18 protein-coding genes are annotated in these 19,538 nt (G+C 71.3%); 12 read left to right on the top strand and 6 right to left on the bottom strand.

All coding sequences use genetic code 11. The features are described from left to right. The first annotated feature begins 246 nt into the window (after positions 1–246). The 5 genes from DQE82_RS29175 (at position 247) to DQE82_RS29155 (ending at position 6,085) form a co-directional block, all read left to right on the top strand. On the top strand, positions 247–1,890 hold the full coding sequence (locus DQE82_RS29175) for an ABC transporter substrate-binding protein (protein ID WP_113974757.1): 1,644 nt from the start codon (positions 247–249) through the stop codon (positions 1,888–1,890). Positions 1,891–2,036: 146 nt separating this feature from the next. Then, positions 2,037–2,963, top strand: coding sequence for an ABC transporter permease (locus DQE82_RS29170; RefSeq protein ID WP_013288523.1), 927 nt, complete (start codon positions 2,037–2,039; stop codon positions 2,961–2,963). Between the two features lie 75 nt (positions 2,964–3,038). Beyond that, entirely contained in the window at positions 3,039–4,022 is a 984-nt protein-coding gene (locus tag DQE82_RS29165; protein ID WP_043328349.1) for an ABC transporter permease, read from the top strand. A gap of 25 nt (positions 4,023–4,047) precedes the next feature. After that, complete coding sequence (locus DQE82_RS29160; protein ID WP_043328350.1) at positions 4,048–5,076, top strand: ABC transporter ATP-binding protein; 1,029 nt, start codon at positions 4,048–4,050, stop codon at positions 5,074–5,076. Further along, the gene (locus DQE82_RS29155) at positions 5,069–6,085 is read left to right on the top strand and encodes an ABC transporter ATP-binding protein (protein WP_043328351.1); all 1,017 of its coding nucleotides are present in this window, start codon (positions 5,069–5,071) and stop codon (positions 6,083–6,085) included. Before DQE82_RS29160 ends, DQE82_RS29155 begins: the two co-directional genes overlap by 8 nt. An 80-nt stretch (positions 6,086–6,165) precedes the next feature. Here DQE82_RS29155 and DQE82_RS29150 read toward each other — a convergent pair whose 3' ends face one another. Further along, positions 6,166–6,519, bottom strand: coding sequence for a chorismate mutase (locus DQE82_RS29150; RefSeq protein ID WP_043328352.1), 354 nt, complete (start codon positions 6,517–6,519; stop codon positions 6,166–6,168). Positions 6,520–6,807: 288 nt separating this feature from the next. Here DQE82_RS29150 and pcrA point away from each other — a divergent pair, with 288 nt between their 5' ends. Then, entirely contained in the window at positions 6,808–9,201 is a 2,394-nt protein-coding gene (pcrA, locus tag DQE82_RS29145; RefSeq protein WP_043328353.1) for a DNA helicase PcrA, read from the top strand. A 72-nt stretch (positions 9,202–9,273) separates the two neighbouring features. Here the strand turns inward: pcrA and DQE82_RS29140 are convergent, their stop codons facing one another. Both DQE82_RS29140 and DQE82_RS29135 read right to left on the bottom strand, forming a co-directional pair. Then, positions 9,274–10,035: a M23 family metallopeptidase gene (locus tag DQE82_RS29140; protein WP_176722804.1), complete on the bottom strand. Its 762-nt coding sequence runs from the start codon at positions 10,033–10,035 to the stop codon at positions 9,274–9,276. Between the two features lie 259 nt (positions 10,036–10,294). Then, entirely contained in the window at positions 10,295–11,005 is a 711-nt protein-coding gene (locus tag DQE82_RS29135) for a M23 family metallopeptidase (protein WP_043328356.1), read from the bottom strand. Between the two features lie 402 nt (positions 11,006–11,407). Between DQE82_RS29135 and DQE82_RS29130 the strand changes: the two genes are divergently transcribed. From DQE82_RS29130 to sucD, 3 genes are all read left to right on the top strand, one after another. Beyond that, positions 11,408–11,812, top strand: a complete 405-nt coding sequence (locus DQE82_RS29130) for a cobalamin B12-binding domain-containing protein (RefSeq protein ID WP_030501512.1) — start codon at positions 11,408–11,410, stop codon at positions 11,810–11,812. A 434-nt stretch (positions 11,813–12,246) separates the two neighbouring features. After that, complete coding sequence (gene sucC / locus DQE82_RS29125; protein ID WP_043328357.1) at positions 12,247–13,425, top strand: ADP-forming succinate--CoA ligase subunit beta; 1,179 nt, start codon at positions 12,247–12,249, stop codon at positions 13,423–13,425. Between the two features lie 2 nt (positions 13,426–13,427). Further along, positions 13,428–14,315, top strand: a complete 888-nt coding sequence (sucD, locus tag DQE82_RS29120; RefSeq protein ID WP_030501510.1) for a succinate--CoA ligase subunit alpha — start codon at positions 13,428–13,430, stop codon at positions 14,313–14,315. A gap of 56 nt (positions 14,316–14,371) precedes the next feature. On the opposite strand, the gene DQE82_RS29115 is transcribed toward sucD, so the two are convergent. After that, entirely contained in the window at positions 14,372–14,641 is a 270-nt protein-coding gene (locus DQE82_RS29115; protein WP_043328358.1) for a hypothetical protein, read from the bottom strand. A gap of 159 nt (positions 14,642–14,800) precedes the next feature. On the opposite strand from DQE82_RS29115, the gene DQE82_RS29110 reads away from it, so the two are divergent. Continuing rightward, entirely contained in the window at positions 14,801–16,126 is a 1,326-nt protein-coding gene (locus tag DQE82_RS29110) for a DUF6350 family protein (protein WP_043328359.1), read from the top strand. 78 nt (positions 16,127–16,204) lie between these two features. Here DQE82_RS29110 and DQE82_RS29105 read toward each other — a convergent pair whose 3' ends face one another. Beyond that, positions 16,205–16,750 (bottom strand): DUF4190 domain-containing protein, encoded by a 546-nt coding sequence (locus tag DQE82_RS29105; RefSeq protein ID WP_043328360.1) that lies wholly within the window; start codon positions 16,748–16,750, stop codon positions 16,205–16,207. A 35-nt stretch (positions 16,751–16,785) separates the two neighbouring features. Further along, positions 16,786–17,082: a CD225/dispanin family protein gene (locus DQE82_RS29100; protein WP_043328361.1), complete on the bottom strand. Its 297-nt coding sequence runs from the start codon at positions 17,080–17,082 to the stop codon at positions 16,786–16,788. 180 nt (positions 17,083–17,262) lie between these two features. On the opposite strand from DQE82_RS29100, the gene purN reads away from it, so the two are divergent. Together purN and purH are read left to right on the top strand one after the other, a co-directional pair. Continuing rightward, positions 17,263–17,883: a phosphoribosylglycinamide formyltransferase gene (gene purN / locus DQE82_RS29095; protein WP_064446563.1), complete on the top strand. Its 621-nt coding sequence runs from the start codon at positions 17,263–17,265 to the stop codon at positions 17,881–17,883. Beyond that, the gene (gene purH / locus DQE82_RS29090) at positions 17,880–19,454 is read left to right on the top strand and encodes a bifunctional phosphoribosylaminoimidazolecarboxamide formyltransferase/IMP cyclohydrolase (RefSeq protein ID WP_113974756.1); all 1,575 of its coding nucleotides are present in this window, start codon (positions 17,880–17,882) and stop codon (positions 19,452–19,454) included. Before purN ends, purH begins: the two co-directional genes overlap by 4 nt. Positions 19,455–19,538: the final 84 nt, after the last annotated feature.

Below are 19,538 nucleotides of genomic sequence, written 5' to 3'. Positions count from 1 at the left end.
GGTGTGAGGCATCTCGTCGGGCCTGCCGACCACGTGGACGCCGCCACCAGCGTCGCCGCGTGGTTGTCGACCCTGCGCGGTGCCCACGTCCAAGGTGTGGCGCCCGGCGGATCGGTACCCCTGGGGTGTCCCGAAATCCTCTGCGGTAAACCGACGTCCGGCTTGTCCGGGTCGCCGGTGGTGTCACCCCCAAACGTGCGTGAAACCCACGACGGAACCAGGTTAAGAAAGAGGAGGCCCCTCGGAATGAGAGTCTCGAAGCGGGCGAGCGGCGCGCTCGCGGTGGGCGCGGCATTCGCGCTCGTCGCGTCCGGCTGCTCCAGCGGGAACAACGACGGTGGCGACGCCGGCGCCAGCTCGGACGGCGCGATCGTCATCGACGGTACCCAGCCGGAGAACCCCCTGGTTCCGGCGAACACCACCGAGACCGGTGGCGGCGCGATCATCGACTGGATGTGGAGCGGTCTGGTCGAGTACCCCAACAACGGTGGGGCGCCGCAGAACCTGCTCGCCGAGTCGATCGAGACGAGCGACTCGAAGGTCTTCAAGATCAAGATCAAGCAGAACACCAAGTTCCACGACGGCACCACCGTCAAGGCCGAGAGCTTCGTCAAGGCCTGGAACTGGGCGGCGTACGGCCCGAACGGCGCGCAGAACGCCTCCTTCTTCTCCGACATCCAGGGCTTCGACGAGGTCTACACCGAGGACCCGGACGGCCCGGACGGCCCGCAGAAGGCCCCGGAGCCCAAGGCCAAGGACATGTCCGGCCTCAAGGTCGTCGACGACTGGAACTTCGAGGTCACGCTGAACGCGCCGACCGCCGTGTTCCCGACCAAGCTCGGCTACAGCGCCTTCGTGCCGCTGCCGGACGCCTTCTTCTCCACCACCCCGGCGGAGTTCGGCAAGAAGCCGATCGGTAACGGCCCGGTCAAGCTCGTCTCCTGGCAGGACGACGTCGAGATCAAGCTGACCCGCTTCGACGACTACAGCCTGCGCGACAAGATGAAGATCAAGGACGTCACCGTCAAGATCTACCAGGACGACACGGCGGCCTACAACGACCTGCTCGCCGGCAACCTGGACTTCCAGCAGCAGGTTCCGGTCTCCGCGCTGGCCGGTGAGAAGTGGAAGACCGACCTGGCCGAGCGGGCCATGTCCTCGACCACCCCGTCGACCGGCATCATCGCCTTCCCGATCTACGACAAGCGCTTCCAGAACCCGAAGCTGCGCAAGGCGATCTCGCTGTCCATCGACCGGCAGGCGATCACCGACAAGATCTTCTTCGGTACCCGTAAGCCGGCCGACAGCTGGGCCAACCCGCTGACCCCGGGCGCCGAGCCGGGCAACTGCACCGCCTGCAAGTTCGACGTGGCCGAGGCCAAGAAGCTCTACGCCGAGTCCGGTGGCTTCCAGGGCAAGCTGACCCTGTCGTACAACGCGGACGCCAGCCACAAGGAGTGGATGGAGGCCGTCGCCCAGCAGATCAAGACCAACCTGGGCATCGACGCGGTCGCCGTCGGCGTGCCGACCTTCGCGGTCTTCCGCGCCAACATCAACGCCTACAAGATGACCGGCGCGTACCGGGCCGGCTGGCAGCAGGACTACCCGGACGTGGAGAACTGGATCAACCCGCTCTACGTCACCGGTGGTTCCTCGAACGACGGCAAGTACAGCAACCCGCAGGTGGACGCCCTCGCCAAGGAGGCCACCGCGGCCCCCAGCATCGAGGAGGCCCACAAGAAGTTCGCTGAGGCCGTCAAGCTGATCGACCAGGACGTTCCGTCGATGCCGATCTACTTCGGTGGCCAGCAGTCCGGCCACTCGGAGAAGATCAAGAAGCTCGAGCTGACCAACGTCGGCGAGCTCGACATCACCTCGGTCGAGCTCTGATCCGAACGCTCTGACCCCGGGTCGGGCTCGCCTACCGGTGAGCCCGACCCGGGGCCGTTCCGCGAGGGGGTGTACAACGAACCCCTCGCAACGTTGTCGCCGCCGCGCCGGCCCGCCCCGGCGCTCCCTGTCTGGAGGACCACCCCATGGGCCGTTATCTCTTGAGACGGCTGCTGCAACTCGTGCCGGTGTTCATCGGTACGACGTTCCTGATCTACTGGCTCGTCTGGTCAGTGCCCGGTGACCCCTTCGCCGGCAAGTGCGGCGACCGCGGTTGCCCGCCGAACTACCGCGCCATGATGACCGAGAAGTACAACCTCGACGAGTCGATCTGGGTGCAGTACGCCAGCTACATGAAGAACCTTCTGCAGGGTGACTTCGGTATCACGTTCGGCGGTCGCGAGATCAGCGACATCATCGCCACGTCGTACCCGAACACCCTGAAGCTGGCGGTGGTCGCCCTCGCCATCGAGGCCGTGATCGGTCTCGGCGCCGGCATCCTCACCGGCCTGCGGCGCAACGGCTTCCTGGACAACCTGGTCCTGGTCTCCACCCTCTTCCTGATCGCCCTCCCGGTCTTCGTCATCGGCTTCGTGCTGCAGTGGCTGCTCGGCGTGAAGTGGGGCATCATCAACCCGACCGTGTCCAACGAGATGCGGTTCAGTGAACTGATCGTGCCGGGCTTCGTGCTCGGAAGCGCATCGATGGCGTACATCGCCCGGGTGGCGCGTACGAGCATCGCCGAGAACCGGCGTGCCGACTACGTCCGCACCGCGATCGCCAAGGGCCTCCCGATGCGCCGCGTGGTCGGCGTGCACCTGCTGCGCAACTCGCTCATCCCGGTGGTCACCCTGCTCGGCACCGACCTCGGCGCGCTGATGGGTGGCGCGATCGTGACGGAGGGCATCTTCGGCATCAACGGCATCGGCCGTCAGGTGCTCCGCTCGATCGTCACCAAGGAGAGCGCTACCGTTGTCGGCATCGTCGTGGTGTTGGTGCTCGTCTATCTCATCATGAACCTGGTGGTGGACCTGCTCTACGCCGCCCTCGACCCGAGGATCCGCTATGAGTGACCGCCGCAGCGTACGAAACGTCCCAGCAGTCTGCGCGGGTAACCACGCCCGCGCCGAGCGCAGCGAGGTACGGGCATGAGTGACCCGAATACCGCGTCGATCGTGTCGACGCCGCCCGCGACCATGCCCACCGAGGCGGGGTCGGGCGCGCCCACCAACGCGGGCCTGCCGGAGAGCGCGAAGCAGAACAAGCCGCGTGGCCTGCTCGGTGACGCCTGGATCGACCTGCGCCGCAAGCCGCTGTTCTGGATCTCGGCGACGATCATCCTGATCTTCCTCGTGATGGCGGCCTTCCCGTGGCTGTTCACCTCCGGCGACGCGGTCAACGGCTCGCTTGACCGCAGCCGGGTCGAGCCGTCGTCGGCCGCCTGGTTCGGCTACGACGTGCAGGGCCGCGACGTCTACGCCCGGGTCATCTACGGCGCCCGCGCCTCGATCGTGGTCGCAGTGGTCTCCACCGTCCTGACGCTGCTCGTCGGCGGCACGATGGGCATCATCGCCGGCTACCGCGGCGGCTGGGTGGACGCGCTGCTGTCCCGTGTCGCGGACATCTTCTTCGGCCTGCCGTTCGTGCTCGGCTCGATCGTCATCCTGACCACGTTCAACGGCTCCGGCACCGACAACGGCGAGTGGACGATCATGGGCCTGGTCATCCTGTCCCTGAGCGTGCTGAGCTGGCCGGTGGTGATGCGGCTGATGCGCTCCTCGGTGCTCGCCACCAAGGAGGCCGACTACATCGTCGCGGCCCGCGCGCTCGGCGCCAGCACCGGCCGGATCATCCTCAAGCACCTGCTGCCGAACTGCCTGGCCCCGCTTCTGGTCTACGGCACGATCATGGTCGGCTCGTTCATCGGCGCGGAGGCCACGCTCTCGTTCCTGGGCATCGGCCTGAAGAGCCCGGTCGTCTCCTGGGGCATCATGATCAGCGAGGCGCAGAACTACATCCGGGTCTCGCCGTACCTGCTGTTCTTCCCCTCCGCGTTCCTCGTCGCCGCAGTGCTGAGCTTCGTCATGCTCGGCGAGGCGGTCCGCGAGGCCCTCGACCCGAAGCTTCGATAGGGGAACTGAGTTGTCCGACATTCTCGTGTCCGAGCAGTCCGCGCCGGGCGCCGACGGATCCGGTCGCCCCTCGGGCCGGTTGCTCGAGGTCGACGACCTTCGGGTGGAGTTCCGTACCCGGGACGGCGTCGCCAAGGTCATCAACGGAGTCACGTACCACGTCGACGCGGGGGAGACCCTCGCCGTGCTCGGCGAATCGGGCTCCGGCAAGAGCGTCACCGCGCAGACCATCATGGGCATCCTGGACACCCCGCCCGGGTTCGTCACCGGCGGCCAGGTCCGCTTCCACGGCAAGGACATGCTCACCATGTCCCCCGAGCAGCGGCGGCGGATCCGGGGCGAGGGCATCGCCATGATCTTCCAGGACTCGCTCTCGGCCCTCAACCCGGTTTTCACAGTCGGCTTCCAGATCGCCGAGCAGTTCCGCATCCGGCGCGGCATGAGCCGCTCGGACGCCAAGAAGCGCGCGATCGAGATGCTCGACCAGGTGAAGATCCCCAACGCCAAGGGCCGGTTCAGCAACTACCCGCACCAGTTCTCCGGCGGTATGCGGCAGCGCGCCATGATCGCCATGTCGCTGGCGCTGGACCCCGAGGTGCTGATCGCCGACGAGCCGACCACCGCCCTGGACGTGACCGTGCAGGCCCAGATCATGGACCTGCTCGGTGAGCTCCAGCGGGAACGGCAGATGGGCATGATCCTGATCACCCACGACCTCGGCGTGGTCGCCGACGTCGCGGACCGGATCGCGGTCATGTACGCCGGTCGGATCGTCGAGGAAGCCGACGTCTACGACCTGTACCGCAAGCCGGCCCACCCGTACACGCTCGGCCTGCTCAACTCGATCCCGCGGATGGACGAGAAGGGCCAGGAGCTCCGCACGATCAAGGGCCTCCCGCCGAACCTGATGAACATCCCGCCGGGCTGCGCGTTCAACCCGCGCTGCCCGATGGCGCAGCCGGTGTGCCGGGAGAAGGTCCCGCCGCTGCTGCAACTGGGCAACGGCCGGGCCAGCGCCTGCCACTTCGCCGAGGAACTGGTGAACCGTGACTGAGAACATCATCGAGGTTCGTGACCTGGTCAAGCACTACCCCGTGACCCGGGGCGTGGTGTTCAAGAAGACCATCGGCCACGTCAAGGCGGTCGACGGCGTCTCCTTCGACCTCAAGGCCGGCGAGACGCTCGGCGTGGTCGGCGAGTCCGGCTGTGGCAAGTCCACGCTGGCCCGGGTGCTGATGAACCTGGAGAAGCCGACCGGCGGCCAGGTGCTCTACAAGGGCCAGGACATCTCCAAGCTCTCCGGTGGCGCGCTGCGGCGGCTGCGCCGGCAGATCCAGCTGGTGATGCAGGACCCGTACACCTCGCTCAACCCCCGGATGACGGTGGGTGATCTGATCGGCGAGCCGTTCGAGATCCACCCCGAGGTGGCTCCGCGCGGCAGCCGGCGCACCAAGGTCAAGGAGCTGCTCGACCTGGTCGGCCTCAACCCGGAGCACATCAACCGGTACCCGCACCAGTTCTCCGGCGGCCAGCGGCAGCGCATCGGCATCGCCCGGGCGCTCGCGCTGCGGCCCGAGGTGATCGTCTGCGACGAGCCGGTGTCGGCGCTGGACGTCTCCATCCAGGCGCAGGTGATGAACCTGTTGGAGAAGCTCCAGGGCGAGTTCGGCCTGTCGTACGTCTTCATCGCCCACGACCTGTCGGTGGTGCGTCACCTCTCCGACCGGGTCGCGGTGATGTACCTGGGCAAGATGGTGGAGATCGGCACCGAGGACGAGATCTACGAGCGTCCGACCCACCCGTACACCCAGGCGCTGCTGTCGGCGGTGCCGGTGCCCGACCCGACGGTGCGGGAGAGCAAGGCGATCATCCGGCTCCAGGGCGACGTCCCCTCGCCGGTCAGCCCGCCCTCGGGCTGCCGGTTCCGGACCCGGTGCTGGAAGGCGCAGGACGTCTGCGCCCAGGAGGTGCCGCTGCTCCAGATCCGGCCGGGCTCGGACCACCCGAGCGCCTGCCACTTCGCGGAGAAGCGGGAGATCGTCGTCACCCACGACGCGGCCTGACCCGAATCGGACCGCCTGCCGGCGTCAACTCGACGCCGGCAGGCGGTTCGTCGTATCCGGGGGCGTCACGCGTCACGGCGTCACAGCGGGCCGCGACCGGCGCGCAGCAGAAGGAGCGCGAGCTGGGTGCCGTCCGCGCCGAGCTCGGCCCGGAACCGCTCCAGGATCTCCCGTTCGCGGGAGAGCACGAGCCGGGTCCCACCGGAGGCCATCCGGGTCGCGCCGACCTCCTGGGAGAGCGCGGCCCGCTCCTGCCAGAGCGCGATGAGCGTGCTGTCGATCTCGTCGATCCGCCGCCGGATCTCACCGATCCGCTCGGCGGCCGTCGCGTCGTCGGTGCCGGTCCGGGACGCCGCGGCGCCGCTCGGGTCGGCGTCGGCCGGCCGGCCGTTGCGCGCCGGGCTGCCGCTGGACTCCACCACGTCAGTCATCATCGTCGTCCCTCTCGGGGCTCGGGCCCGGTACCCGGATCCCGGGACGGAAACGCCCCGGGCTCTCCGAGCCCGGGGCGTTTCGTAGGTCTGTGATCAGGCGCGACCCACGGCTGCCGGACTCCCGGTGCCGTAGTAAAAGTAGAAGCGCTGATCGAACACGTCGTCGAGTATGCCGACCACCCGGGCGGGCGCGCAAGAAGACGCACCAACAGGTGAGACGTGCCGCCGGGCGCCGACCGGCCGCGCGGGCGGGGAAGTGTCCGGCCGACGGCATAGACTCGGACTGCGATGCATCCTCTCTTCGACATCCCCGCGTCCCCGCCTGCGCCGGAGTCCCGGCCGACCCCGCCGCGCCGCCCCGGGGCCCCCGGGTCGGACCCGCAGGCCCTCCTCGACGGCCTGAACGGCCCCCAGCGGGACGCGGTGACCCACGCCGGCTCCCCGCTGCTCATCGTGGCCGGCGCCGGCTCCGGCAAGACCCGGGTGCTGACCAACCGGATCGCCTACCTGCTCGCCGCCCGGGACGTGCATCCCGGCGAGATCATCGCGATCACCTTCACCAACAAGGCCGCCGGCGAGATGAAGGAGCGGGTGGCCGCGCTCGTCGGCCCGCGCGCCCGGATGATGTGGGTGTCGACGTTCCACTCCGCGTGCGTACGCATCCTGCGGGCCGAGCACGAGCACGCCGGCCTGAAGTCGACGTTCTCGATCTACGACGCGGACGACTCGCGCCGGCTGATGCAGATGGTCGCCCGCGAGCTGGACCTGGACCCGAAGCGCTACCCGGCCCGGGGTCTGGCCGCCCAGGTGTCGAACCTGAAGAACGAGCTGGTCGACCCGGAGGAGTTCGCCGGCCGGGCCAAGGGGCCGAACGAGCGGGCGCTCGCCGAGGCGTACACGCTCTACCAGCGGCGGCTGCGCGAGGCGCACGCGCTGGACTTCGACGACCTGATCATGACCACGGTGCACCTGCTCCAGTCGCACCCGCACGTGGCGGAGAGTTACCGGCGGCGGTTCCGGCACGTGCTGGTCGACGAATACCAGGACACCAACCACGCCCAGTACGTGCTGATCAAGGAGTTGGTCTCCGGGACCGAGGGGATCCCGCCGGCCGAGCTGTGCGTGGTCGGCGACGCCGACCAGTCGATCTACGCGTTCCGCGGCGCGACCATCCGCAACATCCTGGAGTTCGAGCGGGACTTCACCGACGCCCGCACGATCCTGCTGGAGCAGAACTACCGCTCGACCCAGACCATCCTCAACGCGGCGAACGCGGTCATCGACCGCAACACCTCGCGCAAGCCGAAGCGGCTGTGGAGCGACGCCGGGGCCGGGGAGCAGATCGTCGGGTACGTCGCCGACACCGAGCACGCCGAGGCCGACTGGGTCGCCCGCGAGATCGACCGCCTGGTCGACGACGGCGACACCCGCCCGGGCGACGTGGCCGTCTTCTACCGCACCAACGCCATGTCCCGCGTGTTCGAGGAGGTGTTCATCCGGGTCGGCCTGCCCTACAAGGTGGTCGGCGGGGTGCGCTTCTACGAGCGCAAGGAGGTCCGCGACGCGCTCGCGTACCTGCGCGCGGTGGTGAACGACGACGACACGGTCAGCCTGCGGCGGATCCTGAACACCCCGCGCCGGGGCATCGGCGAGCGGGCCGAGGCGTGCGTGGAGGCGCTGGCCGCGCGCGACCGCATCTCCTTCGGCGCCGCGCTGCGCCGGGCCAAGGACGCACCCGGCATCTCCACCCGGGCCGCGAACGGCATCGCCGAGTTCGTCGCGCTGCTCGACGCGGCGCGGGAGCTGGCCGCCACCGGCACGCCGGAGGAGGTGCTGGAGGCGGTGCTGACCCGCTCGGGTTACCTGGCCGAGCTGGAGGAGAGCCTCGACCCGCAGGACGCCGGCCGGGTGGACAACCTCCAGGAGCTGGTGAGCGTCGCCCGGGAGTACACCGAACGGATCGAGGCGCTCGGCGCCGACGACGAGCGGGCCACCCTGGCCGGGTTCCTGGAGCAGGTGGCGCTCGTCGCCGACGCCGACCAGATCCCCTCCGACGACCCGGACCACCAGGGCGTGGTCACGCTGATGACGCTGCACACGGCCAAGGGCCTGGAGTTCCCGGTGGTCTTCCTGACCGGCCTGGAGGACGGCGTCTTCCCGCACCTGCGCTCGCTCGGCGACACCCGGGAGCTGGAGGAGGAGCGGCGGCTGGCGTACGTGGGCATCACCCGGGCCCGCCAGCGTCTCTACCTGTCCCGCGCGGTGACCCGGTCGGCGTGGGGCGCGCCCGCGTACAACCCGCCGTCGCGGTTCCTGGAGGAGCTGCCGCCGGAGCTGGTCCGCTGGGAGCGCACCGAGGGGTCGTACACCTCGTGGGGTGGCGGGGGCGGCGGCGTCGGCGGCCGGGCGGACCGCCTGGGCCGCGGCGGCTTCGCCGGCGGCACGCCGAAGGCGACCGAGCTGGCGAAGCGGCTGGGCGTGGACGCCAGCCGGCTGTCCACGGCGAGTGAGCTGAAGCAGGCCCCGAAGGTCTCGGCCGGGGACCGGGTCAACCACCAGCGGTACGGCCTGGGCCGGGTGCTGGCGGTGGAGGGGGCCGGGCCGGGTGCCCGGGCGCAGATCGACTTCGGCGACCAGACGATGTGGCTGGTGCTGCGGCACGCCCCGATCGACAAGCTCTGAGCGTGAGCGTGAGCGTGAGCGGGCCCGGCCCGGCTCGTGGCCGGACCGGGCCCTGCCCCTGTCGTGGCGCGGTCAGCAGGCCACGTCGATGCCCCGCGCGCGCAGGAACGGCGCCGGGTCGATCTGGTTCCACATGGCGCCCTGGTGCACCTCGAAGTGCAGGTGCGGGCCGGTGGAGTCGCCGGTGGAGCCTTCGTAGCCGATGACCTGACCGGCGGTGACCTTGTCGCCCACGGCGACGGCGAGCCGGCTCTGGTGGGCGTAGTGGGTCAGGTAGCCGTTGTGGTGGTCGATGAAGACCGAGATGCCGTAGCCGTCGCCCACGTCGCCGGCCTTGACCACGGTGCCCGCCGCGGCGGCGTGGATCGGGGTGCCGGCCGGCATGGCGAAGTCGATGCCGGCGTGCTGGGTGCCCCAGCGGGGCCCGTAGCAGGACGTGATGTCCGCGCCCTTCATCGGGATGACCCAGGTCGGCTTCTTCGCCACCGCCTTCTTCGCCACGGTCTTCTTCGGCTTGGGCTTGGCGGTGGCCGTCTTCTTCGGCGCCGGGGTGGTCGCGCTCGGGCTCGGCGCGGGGCTGGCCGGGACGGCGGACGGGGTGATCGGTTCGCGGGCCGAGCGGTCGGCGCGGGCCGCGTCGTCGACGCGGGCCTGTACGCCGAGGTCGACGGCGGCCGGTGTCGGCGCGGACCGGTCGGCGACGGTGACCACGCCGCCGATGCCGAGGCCGAGCAGGGCCACCGCGCCGGTGACCACGTATGCGGTGCGCCGGGCGCGGCGCGGACGCCGGTGCCGGGCGGGAGCGTTGTCCGGGGTGGGGCTGCTGTGCTGCACGGGATCCTTCACCAGTCGAGGGGCACGTGACCACGAAATACTGGTGTCGGCGCAGGTGGTGGCGGGTATCGGGTGGCCGGAGCGGTGGCTGCGGGCCGTCGCGGCGTGCCCGGTTGCGGACCGGACGGGCGGTTCATCGGCGAAGACGATCACCTACCGATGTGGTCCCGCTCACACCGGCGGGTGTGACGTGGCAGACTTCCGCCAAACGAAACCGCCCGGATCGTGTGATCCGGGCGGTGACGGGGCGTACTGAGCGTCAGGAGGCGGCTACGTCGCCGTAAATCGCTTCGATTTCGAGCTGGATGTCCACTCCTCGCTCCTTGAGGAACGCCACCGGGTCCTGCGGCTGGCCCTTGACATGGATCTCCAGGTGCAGGTGGGAGCCGTAGGAGTGGCCGGTGTTGCCGACCAGGCCGAGCTGGTCGCCGGCCTTCACCTCCTGGCCCTCCTTGACCGACACGGCGGAGGAGTGGCCGTAGATGGCCTCGGTGCCGTCGGAGTGCTTCACGATCACCGCGTAGCCGTAGCCGCCGAACCAGCCCGCCTTGGTGACCGTCCCGGCGTGGACCGCCTTGTACGGCGTGCCCTCCGGCGCAACCAGGTCGATGCCGGTGTGCAGCTTGCCCCAGCGCATGCCGTAGGGGGACTTGAAGTCGTAGCCGTGCAGCGGCAGGAGCCACGGGTCCTGCTCGGTGATCTTGCTGTCGGTGCGGTCGGACCGGGACGCGCGGTCGGCGCTGTCGGCACGGGCCGCCGCGTCCTGGCTGGCGACCGAGGCCTGCCGGAGCTCGTCGAGGACCGAGGGGTTGACGCTCTTGGCGTCAGGAAGGGCGTTCGCGCCGATGGCGACGATGCCGGCGCCGACGAACGCGGTGGTGACCACCGCCGCGTAGCGGCTCCGCGGGGGGGTGGGTACGCGACGGCGGCCGCGATAGCGATCGGGCTCAGACGACAGGCGCTGGCGCACGCACACCCTCCGTTGTCGGGGATCCGATGCGACTCCGGACCGTTCGGTGAAGCTCGGTGGAACCTCCGGTGTCGCGTCGTCACCCGTCCGTGGACCTGATGACAACCGTGGACACGTTAGCCAACTGCCACTCCTGTCACAAGCCGAAGCGCCGAACTGGCGATTCGTTATGTCCGTTTCCATCCTGGCTTGTCATGTCTCGTGCCGCCGGTCGGATGGGCCTCCGACTGTCCATTCGTCGCGGACAGTGACCGATCGGCGGAGGTGTCCGGCTTTCCGCGTCCGCGCCTGAGCGGTAGGAGGGTAGCCCGGGCGTGGGACGGTCCGGGCCCCGCTTTCCGCCCCCCGCTCCGCCGGGTTACCGTTCGTTCAGGTCAGTGTCCTGGTGAAAGGTGTGCGCAGATGAGCTCTCGTATCCGGGTCGTCGTCGCGAAGCCCGGCCTGGACGGCCACGACCGGGGCGCGAAGGTCGTCGCGCGTGCCCTGCGCGACGCGGGCATGGAGGTCATCTACACCGGCCTGCACCAGACGCCCGAGCAGATCGTGGAGACCGCCATCCAGGAGGACGCGGACGCGGTCGGCCTGTCCGTGCTCTCCGGCGCGCACATGACGCTGTTCAAGCGCGTACTTGAACTGCTCGCCGAGCGCGAGGCCACCGACATCGTGGTGTTCGGCGGCGGGATCATCCCCGAGGCCGACCTGCCGGAGCTGGAGCGGCTCGGCGTCGCGAAGATCTTCACCCCCGGCGCGACCACCGGGTCGATCGTCGAATGGGTGCGGGAGAACGTGGCCCAGCCGGTCGGCTGACCCGCCGCATTTGCGGCTCCGGGCACGGGGGAGGGGCCGGACGCACCCCTCACACGCCCGGCCCCTCTATGCACGATGCCCCGCCGCCACCCCTCGACCGACAGGGCATCGGCCGCTCCCGTCGTCGCGCTTGACCAGCGCTCCGACATCACACTCAACGACGCCCCCGACCGGCGGTTACGCCCGGTCCGGCACATCCCCCGGACGGCTGACAACCGCGGCCGCCGCCGCGTGCCGGCGCCGCCGGAAACCGGTGCCGGCCGAAGAGGGCTGTGCATTACCGCACACCCCGCACCCGCTCGGTTGCCGCCGGTTCCCATCTCGTTAGGCTGCGGCAAATGGCCTGTCTCTTCTGATGACAGGCGTCAAACTGATTTTCCAACGCTGGTGGCGGCGCGACGGCGCGCCGCGGAGACGGGACGGGACGCGCAAACGTGGACCTGTACGAGTACCAGGGGCGGGACCTGTTCGAGCGGCACGGCTTGCCCGTGCTCGCCGGCGGCGTCGCCACTACCCCGGAGGAGGCCCGCGCGATCGCCGAACGCCTCGGCGGTCGGGTGGTCGTCAAGGCGCAGGTGAAGGTCGGTGGCCGCGGCAAGGCCGGCGGCGTGAAGCTGGCCGAGGGCGCGGAGGAGACGGTGGCCCGGGCCACCGACATCCTCGGCATGGACATCAAGGGTCACACCGTCCACAAGGTCATGATCACCGTGACCGCGGACGTGGCCGAGGAGTACTACTTCTCTTACCTGCTCGACCGGGCGAACCGCACCTTCCTCTGCATCGCCAGCGTGGCCGGCGGCATGGACATCGAGCAGGTCGCCGCCGAGACGCCCGAGAAGGTCGTCAAGGCTCCGATCGACGCCAACACCGGCGTCGACGAGGCGAAGGCCCGGGAGATCGTCACCGCGGCCGGCTTCCCGGCCGAGGTCGCCGACCAGGTCGTCGACGTCGCGGTGAAGCTGTGGCAGGCGTTCGTCGCCGAGGACGCCACGCTCGTCGAGGTGAACCCGCTGGCCACCACCAAGGACGGCAAGCTGCTGCTCCTGGACGCCAAGGTCACGCTGGACGAGAACGCCGCGTTCCGGCACCCGGACCACGAGGCCCTGGTCGACCAGGCGTCGGTGGACCCGCTGGAGCAGGCCGCCAAGGCCAAGGACCTCAACTACGTCAAGCTCGACGGCGAGGTCGGCATCATCGGCAACGGCGCGGGCCTGGTCATGTCCACGCTCGACGTGGTCGCGTACGCGGGCGAGCGGCACGGCGGCGTCAAGCCGGCCAACTTCCTCGACATCGGCGGCGGCGCGAGCGCCGAGGTGATGGCGAACGGCCTGGAGATCGTCCTGTCCGACCCGTCGGTCAAGAGCGTCTTCGTCAACGTCTTCGGCGGCATCACCGCGTGCGACGCGGTCGCCAACGGCATCGTGCAGGCGCTGGCGCTGCTGGAGCAGCGCGGCGAGAAGGCCACCAAGCCGCTCGTCGTCCGTCTCGACGGCAACAACGCCGAGGCCGGTCGGGCGATCCTCGACGGCGCGGCCAACCCGCTGATCCAGCGGGTCGACACCATGGACGGCGCGGCCGAGCGGGCCGCCGAGCTGGCAGCTGCGGGGGTCTGACAATGGCTATCTGGCTGACCAAGGACTCCAAGGTCATCGTGCAGGGGATGACCGGTTCCGAGGGTTCCAAGCACACCCGGCGGATGCTCGCCGCCGGCACCAACGTGGTCGGCGGCGTGAACCCGCGCAAGGCCGGCACCACCGTCGACTTCGACGGCACCGAGCTGCCCGTCTTCGCGTCCGTCGCGGACGCGATGAAGTCCACCGGCGCGGACGTCACAGTCATCTTCGTGCCGCCGCAGTTCACCAAGGCCGCCGTGGTCGAGGCGATCGACGCCGGCATCGACCTGGCCGTGGTGATCACCGAGGGCGTGCCGGTGCACGACACCGCCGCGTTCTGGGCGTACAACAAGTCCAAGGGCGAGCGCACCCGGATCATCGGCCCGAACTGCCCGGGCATCGCCTCGCCGGGCGCGTCCAACGCCGGCATCATCCCGGCCGACATCACCGGCTCCGGCCGCATCGGCCTGGTCAGCAAGAGCGGCACGCTGACCTACCAGATGATGTACGAGCTGCGCGACATCGGCTTCTCCACCTGCGTCGGCATCGGCGGTGACCCGATCATCGGCACCACCCACATCGACGCCCTGGCCGCCTTCGAGGCGGACCCGGAGACCGACGCGATCGTCATGATCGGTGAGATCGGCGGCGACGCCGAGGAGCGGGCGGCCGAGTTCATCAAGGCCAACGTCACCAAGCCGGTGGTCGGCTACATCGCCGGCTTCACCGCCCCGCCCGGCAAGACCATGGGTCACGCCGGCGCGATCATCTCGGGCTCGGCGGGCACCGCCGACGCCAAGAAGGCGGCGCTGGAGGCGGTGGGCGTCAAGGTCGGCAAGACCCCGACCGAGACCGCCAACCTGATGCGGGAGCTCATGTCCGGCCGCTGAGCGGCCGTACCACGCGCCGAGGGGGCCGACCGGGGAACCGGCCGGCCCCCTCGCGTTCAGCGGTACCAGTACGGGTAGTACGAGTTGCCCCGGGCCCGCACGATGGCGCTGGCGACGATGTTGATCACACCGAACGCGATGGCCAGCCAGCCGAGCAGCTGCGACTTGCCGTTGCGCCGCGCGTCGCGGATCGACAGCGCGCCGAAGACGATGCCCAGGATGCCGCAGCAGAACAGGCCGAAGACGATGCCGAGGACGCCCCAGAGCGTGGTCCGGTCCCGGCCGACGGCCGGCGGCGGCGGTGGTGGCGGATACGGAGCGTGCACGGCTTCCTCCGAACGGTAGGCGCCGCGACGGGAATGGTCGCGTCTGAGGCCGAGGCTAGACCGGATCACCACCGCTGAGGCGGGGGTTCGGCGAACTCGCCGCGCTGCCGACCCGGTATCGGACTGCCGTCCTTCCCGCGGCGTGCCAGAGTAGACCCGATGTCACGTGTCACCCCTGACCAGCCACGCCGTCCGGCTTCCGGTCCCCGAGCCGGGGAACGGCCACCCGGCCGCGCCCGCCCGGCCGCGCGGGTGCCCGCGCCGCGCTCGGGCGAGGAGCCGCGCAGCCGGGCGCCGTTGCCCGTCGCGGCCGGGGTGGCGGCGCTCTGGGCCGCCCTGACCTCGTGGCTGCCGGTCTCCGTCGTGCTGGGCCTCGCCCAGCTCAGCGAGGACGCCGGCTCGCTCGGTGGCGCGCTGCGCGCCGGCCTGGCCGGCTGGCTGCTCGGGCACGGCGTGCCGCTGCAGACCACAGCCGGGCCGCTGGGCCTGATCCCGCTCGCGCTGAGCGCGCTCGCCGTCTGGCGGCTCACCCGCGCCGGCGTGCACGTCAGCCGGGCCGTCGGCGCGCGCGGGGCCGGCTCGCCCCGCCAGGCGCTCACCGTCGCGGCCGCCGTCGGGATCGCGTACGCGCTGCTCGGCGCGCTCGCCGCGTTCGCCGTCGACGCGGGCGGGCTGCGGGTCTCCCCGGTCACCGCCGCGCTCACGTTCGCCGCGTTCGGCGTGCCGGCCGCCCTGGTCGGGGCGCTGCGCACCACAGGCGTCTGGGCGCTGCTGACCGCGCGCTGCCCACCGCCGCTGCGCGACGGCCTGCGTACCGGCCTGGTCGCGGCGCTGCTGCTGCTCGGCGCGGGCGCGGGGGCGGCCGGACTGGCGGTGGCCACCGGCGGCGGCGACGCGGCCGACATGATCGGCGCCTACCGGACCGGGGTGGCCGGTCAGGCCGGCATCACCCTGGTCAGCCTCGCGTACGCGCCGAACGCCATCGCCTGGTCGGCCAGCTACCTGCTCGGTCCCGGGTTCGCCGTCGGCACCGACACCGCCGTCCGCACGAGTGAGGTGTCGGTCGGCGCGCTGCCGGCCGTACCGTTGCTGGCCGGCCTGCCGCGCGGCCCGATGGACGGGCTCGGCGCCGCGCTGCTCGCGGTGCCGGTGCTGGCCGCGATGGCGGCCGGCTGGCTCCTGGCCCGGCGGCTGATCCGGGCGGCCGCCGAGGAACGGGCCGATGTGGCCTGGCCGGCGCTGCTCGGGCCGGCCGCGCTCGCCGGACCGGTGGCCGGCGTGCTGCTGGGGCTGGTCGCGGCGGTCTCCGGCGGGCCGCTCGGCGGCGGGCGGCTGGCCGAGGTCGGCCCGTCGCCCTGGCCGGTGGCGGTGGTGGCCACCCTGGTGATCGCGGTGGGCGCGGTACTCGGCGCGGCCGCCACCCGCACCCTGACCCGCCCGGCGCGTCCGGCACCCCCGCCCCGCGCCACCCCGGCGCCCCGCTGATCCGTCCGGCGCCGCGCGGGGAGAGAGACGCGCGAGGGGCGCCCGGCGGTTGCCGGACGCCCCTCGTTCGAACGACGGTCAGGCGCCGAAGTTGTTCATGTTGATCGCAGCGCCCGCGATGGCGCTGACGATGCCGACGACCACGCCGACGGCGCCGCAGATCAGGGCGGCCCGCGCCTGGCCGGCGTTGCTGGCCTCGCCCGCCTGGACCTTCTTCTGGCCGAGCACGCCGAGGACGACCGCCACGATGCCGGCCGGGACACCCAGCAGCGGGCAGCACAGGCCGAGCACGATCGAGGCGATGCCGACGATCATGCCGGCCAGGCCCATGGTGTTGTTCTGGCCCTGACCCTGCGCCGGGCCGGCCGGGTAGCCGGCGGTCGGGTACTGCGGCGCGGCACCGTACGGCGGCTGCTGCTGCGCGTACGGGTCCTGGCCGTAGGCGGGCTGACCCGAGGTGGGCTGGCCGTACGGCTGGCCCGACGTCGGCTGCTGGCCGTACTGGGGCTGCTGGCCGTACTGCGGGGCCTGCGGCGGCTGGGCGTACGGGTCGTTCGGCTGAGCGGTCGGGTCCTGGTTCGGCTGCTGGCCGTACGGGTCCTGGCCGGGGTAACCGGGCTGCATGTCTGGGTGCTCCTCAGGTTCGGTTCGGTTGTGCGTCAGTTGCTGCCGCTGTTGCCGGCGATACCAGCCAGGCCGCCGAGGAGGCAACATCCCACCACGATGATGGCGATCCAGGCCAGGCCGGCGATGAGGGCCCACTTGGACCACTTCTTGGACTCGGCGGCGGCAGCCTGGGCGCCGGCGTAGTCGCCCTGCTGGATCAGCGGGTTGACCTTCGACGCGTTGATGATGGCCGGGATCGCGAGCGGCCAGAACAGGAAGATCGCGACGATGGACATCGTCATGTTGTTGTCGATCTGCTGCGGCTGCTGCGGGGGGTATCCGGGCTGCATGCGACGTACTCCTCGGTCCGACGGCACGCGGCGTGCCGGATTCTTCGTGGGGGTGCGGGCCGGGCGCGAGGCCGGACACCGGGCGACCGGCAGCGTACCGCGAGCACGCCACCCGGGAGGTCAACCGTTGAGCCGCCGCCCCGAGGCCGGGGCGCCTGACCTGCCCGATAGGGTTGCCGCGTGACCGAGCCCGCGTCCGTCGCCCGCCTCGTCGTCCTCGTCTCCGGTTCCGGCAGCAACCTCCAGGCGCTGCTGGACGCCACCGCCGACCCCGGCTTCGGCGCCCGGGTCGTCGCCGTCGGCGCCGACCGGGACGGGATCGCCGGCCTGGACCGGGCCGCCGCCGCCGGCGTGCCGTCCTTCGTCGAGCGGCTCAAGGACCACCCCACCCGCGCCGACTGGGACAAGGCGCTCACCGCGCGGGTCGCCGAGCACCGGCCGGACCTGGTCATCAGCGCCGGGTTCCTCAAGCTGGTCGGGCCGGAGTTCCTGGCCGCGTTCGGCGACCGCTACCTCAACACGCACAACACGCTGCTGCCGGCGTTCCCCGGCATCCACGGCCCCCGTGACGCGCTGGCGTACGGCGTGAAGGTCACCGGGGCCACGCTGTTCTTCGTCGACGCCGGGATGGACACCGGGCCGATCGTGGCCCAGGTCGCCGTGCCGGTGCTCGACGGCGACGACGAGGACACGCTCACCGAGCGCATCAAGTCCGCCGAGCGGCGCCAGCTCGTCGAGCAGGTCGGCCGCCTGGTCCGTGAAGGCTGGACGATCACCGGAAGAAAGGTCACCATCCCGTGAACGCCACTGAGGACGCCGGCCGCCGCCCGATCCGGCGCGCGCTGGTCAGCGTCTACGACAAGACCGGCCTGGCCGAGCTGGCCCGCGCCCTGCACGAGGCCGGCGTGGAGATCGTGTCGACCGGGAGCACCGCGTCGACGATCTCCGGCGCCGGGGTGCCGGTCACGCCGGTCGAGCAGGTCACCGGCTTCCCGGAGATCCTCGACGGGCGGGTCAAGACGCTGCACCCGAAGATCCACGGTGGTCTCCTCGCCGACCTGCGCAAGGACGCGCACGCCGCCCAGCTCGACGAGCACGGCATCGCCGGCATCGACCTGCTGGTCTCCAACCTCTACCCGTTCCAGGCCACCGTCGCCTCCGGCGCCGACACCGAAGAGTGTGTCGAGCAGATCGACATCGGCGGCCCGGCGATGGTGCGGGCCGCGGCGAAGAACCACGCCTCGGTCGCGGTGGTGACCGACCCGGCCGCGTACCCGGCGGTGGTGGCCGCGCTCGCCGACGGCGGTTTCACGATCGCCCAGCGCCGGGCGCTCGCCGCCCGGGCCTTCGCCGACATCGCCGACTACGACGTGGCGGTGGCCGACTGGTTCGCCACCACCGTGGCGCCGGCCGAGGACGGCTGGCCGCAGTTCGCCGGGCTGGCGCTGCGCCGCCAGGCCGTGCTGCGGTACGGCGAGAACCCGCACCAGGCGGCGGCGCTCTACACCGATCCGGGCGCGCCGGCCGGGCTGGCCCAGGCCGAGCAGCTGCACGGCAAGGAGATGTCCTACAACAACTACGTCGACGCGGACGCCGCCTGGCGGGCCGCCAACGACTTCCCGGACCAGCCGGCGGTGGCGATCATCAAGCACGCCAACCCGTGTGGCATCGCGGTCGGCGCGGACGTGGCCGAGGCGCACCGCAAGGCGCACGCCTGCGATCCGGTCTCCGCGTTCGGCGGGGTGATCGCGGTGAACCGGCCGGTCGACGCGGCGATGGCCGGCCAGGTCGCGGAGATCTTCACCGAGGTGCTGGTGGCGCCCGGCTTCGACGAGGACGCGCTGGAGCTGCTGCGGGCCAAGAAGAACCTCCGCCTGCTGCGGGCGCCCGAGTTCGCTGTGCGGCCCGCCGAGTGGCGGCAGGTCAGCGGCGGCGTGCTGGTGCAGTCGCGGGACGCCGTCGACGCGCCCGGCGACGACCCGTCCGGCTGGACGCTGGCCACCGGCGACCCGGCCGACTCCGCGACGCTGCGCGACCTGGCGTTCGCCTGGCGGGCGGTCCGCGCGGTCAAGAGCAACGCGATCCTGCTGGCCCGCGACGGCGCCACCGTCGGCGTCGGCATGGGTCAGGTCAACCGGGTGGACTCGGCGCGGCTGGCGGTCAGCCGCGCCGGCGACGAGCGGGCCCGCGGCTCGGTCTGCGCCTCCGACGCGTTCTTCCCGTTCGCCGACGGCCCGCAGATCCTCATCGACGCCGGGGTACGGGCGATCGTCCAGCCGGGCGGCTCGATCCGGGACGAGGAGACCATCGCGGCCTGCAAGGCGGCCGGCGTCACCATGTACCTGACCGGGACGCGGCACTTCTTCCACTGACCAGGCCGTAGTCGCCCGGGTGCGTCGGTCGTCCACCCGACGGACGCACCCGGACGCCGGGCCGTTGCCCGCCGCCGGAACCGG

It is taken from the genome of Micromonospora sp. LHW51205, assembly GCF_003315815.1.
Lineage (GTDB): Bacteria > Actinomycetota > Actinomycetes > Mycobacteriales > Micromonosporaceae > Micromonospora > Micromonospora chalcea.
This window is presented reverse-complemented; position numbering and strand designations above follow the sequence as displayed.

Bases quoted from the DNA above. Each gene is read 5' to 3' on its own strand.
- DQE82_RS29175 (WP_113974757.1), top strand. From the start codon at position 247: ATGAGAGTCTCGAAGCGGGCGAGCGGCGCGCTCGCGGTGGGCGCGGCA.
- DQE82_RS29130 (WP_030501512.1), top strand. From the start codon at position 11,408: ATGAGCTCTCGTATCCGGGTCGTCGTCGCGAAGCCCGGCCTGGACGGC.
- DQE82_RS29170 (WP_013288523.1), top strand. From the start codon at position 2,037: ATGGGCCGTTATCTCTTGAGACGGCTGCTGCAACTCGTGCCGGTGTTC.
- DQE82_RS29105 (WP_043328360.1), bottom strand. From the start codon at position 16,750: ATGCAGCCCGGTTACCCCGGCCAGGACCCGTACGGCCAGCAGCCGAAC.
- DQE82_RS29100 (WP_043328361.1), bottom strand. From the start codon at position 17,082: ATGCAGCCCGGATACCCCCCGCAGCAGCCGCAGCAGATCGACAACAAC.
- pcrA (WP_043328353.1), top strand. From the start codon at position 6,808: ATGCATCCTCTCTTCGACATCCCCGCGTCCCCGCCTGCGCCGGAGTCC.
- DQE82_RS29110 (WP_043328359.1), top strand. From the start codon at position 14,801: ATGTCACGTGTCACCCCTGACCAGCCACGCCGTCCGGCTTCCGGTCCC.
- DQE82_RS29150 (WP_043328352.1), bottom strand. From the start codon at position 6,519: ATGATGACTGACGTGGTGGAGTCCAGCGGCAGCCCGGCGCGCAACGGC.
- DQE82_RS29165 (WP_043328349.1), top strand. From the start codon at position 3,039: ATGAGTGACCCGAATACCGCGTCGATCGTGTCGACGCCGCCCGCGACC.
- sucD (WP_030501510.1), top strand. From the start codon at position 13,428: ATGGCTATCTGGCTGACCAAGGACTCCAAGGTCATCGTGCAGGGGATG.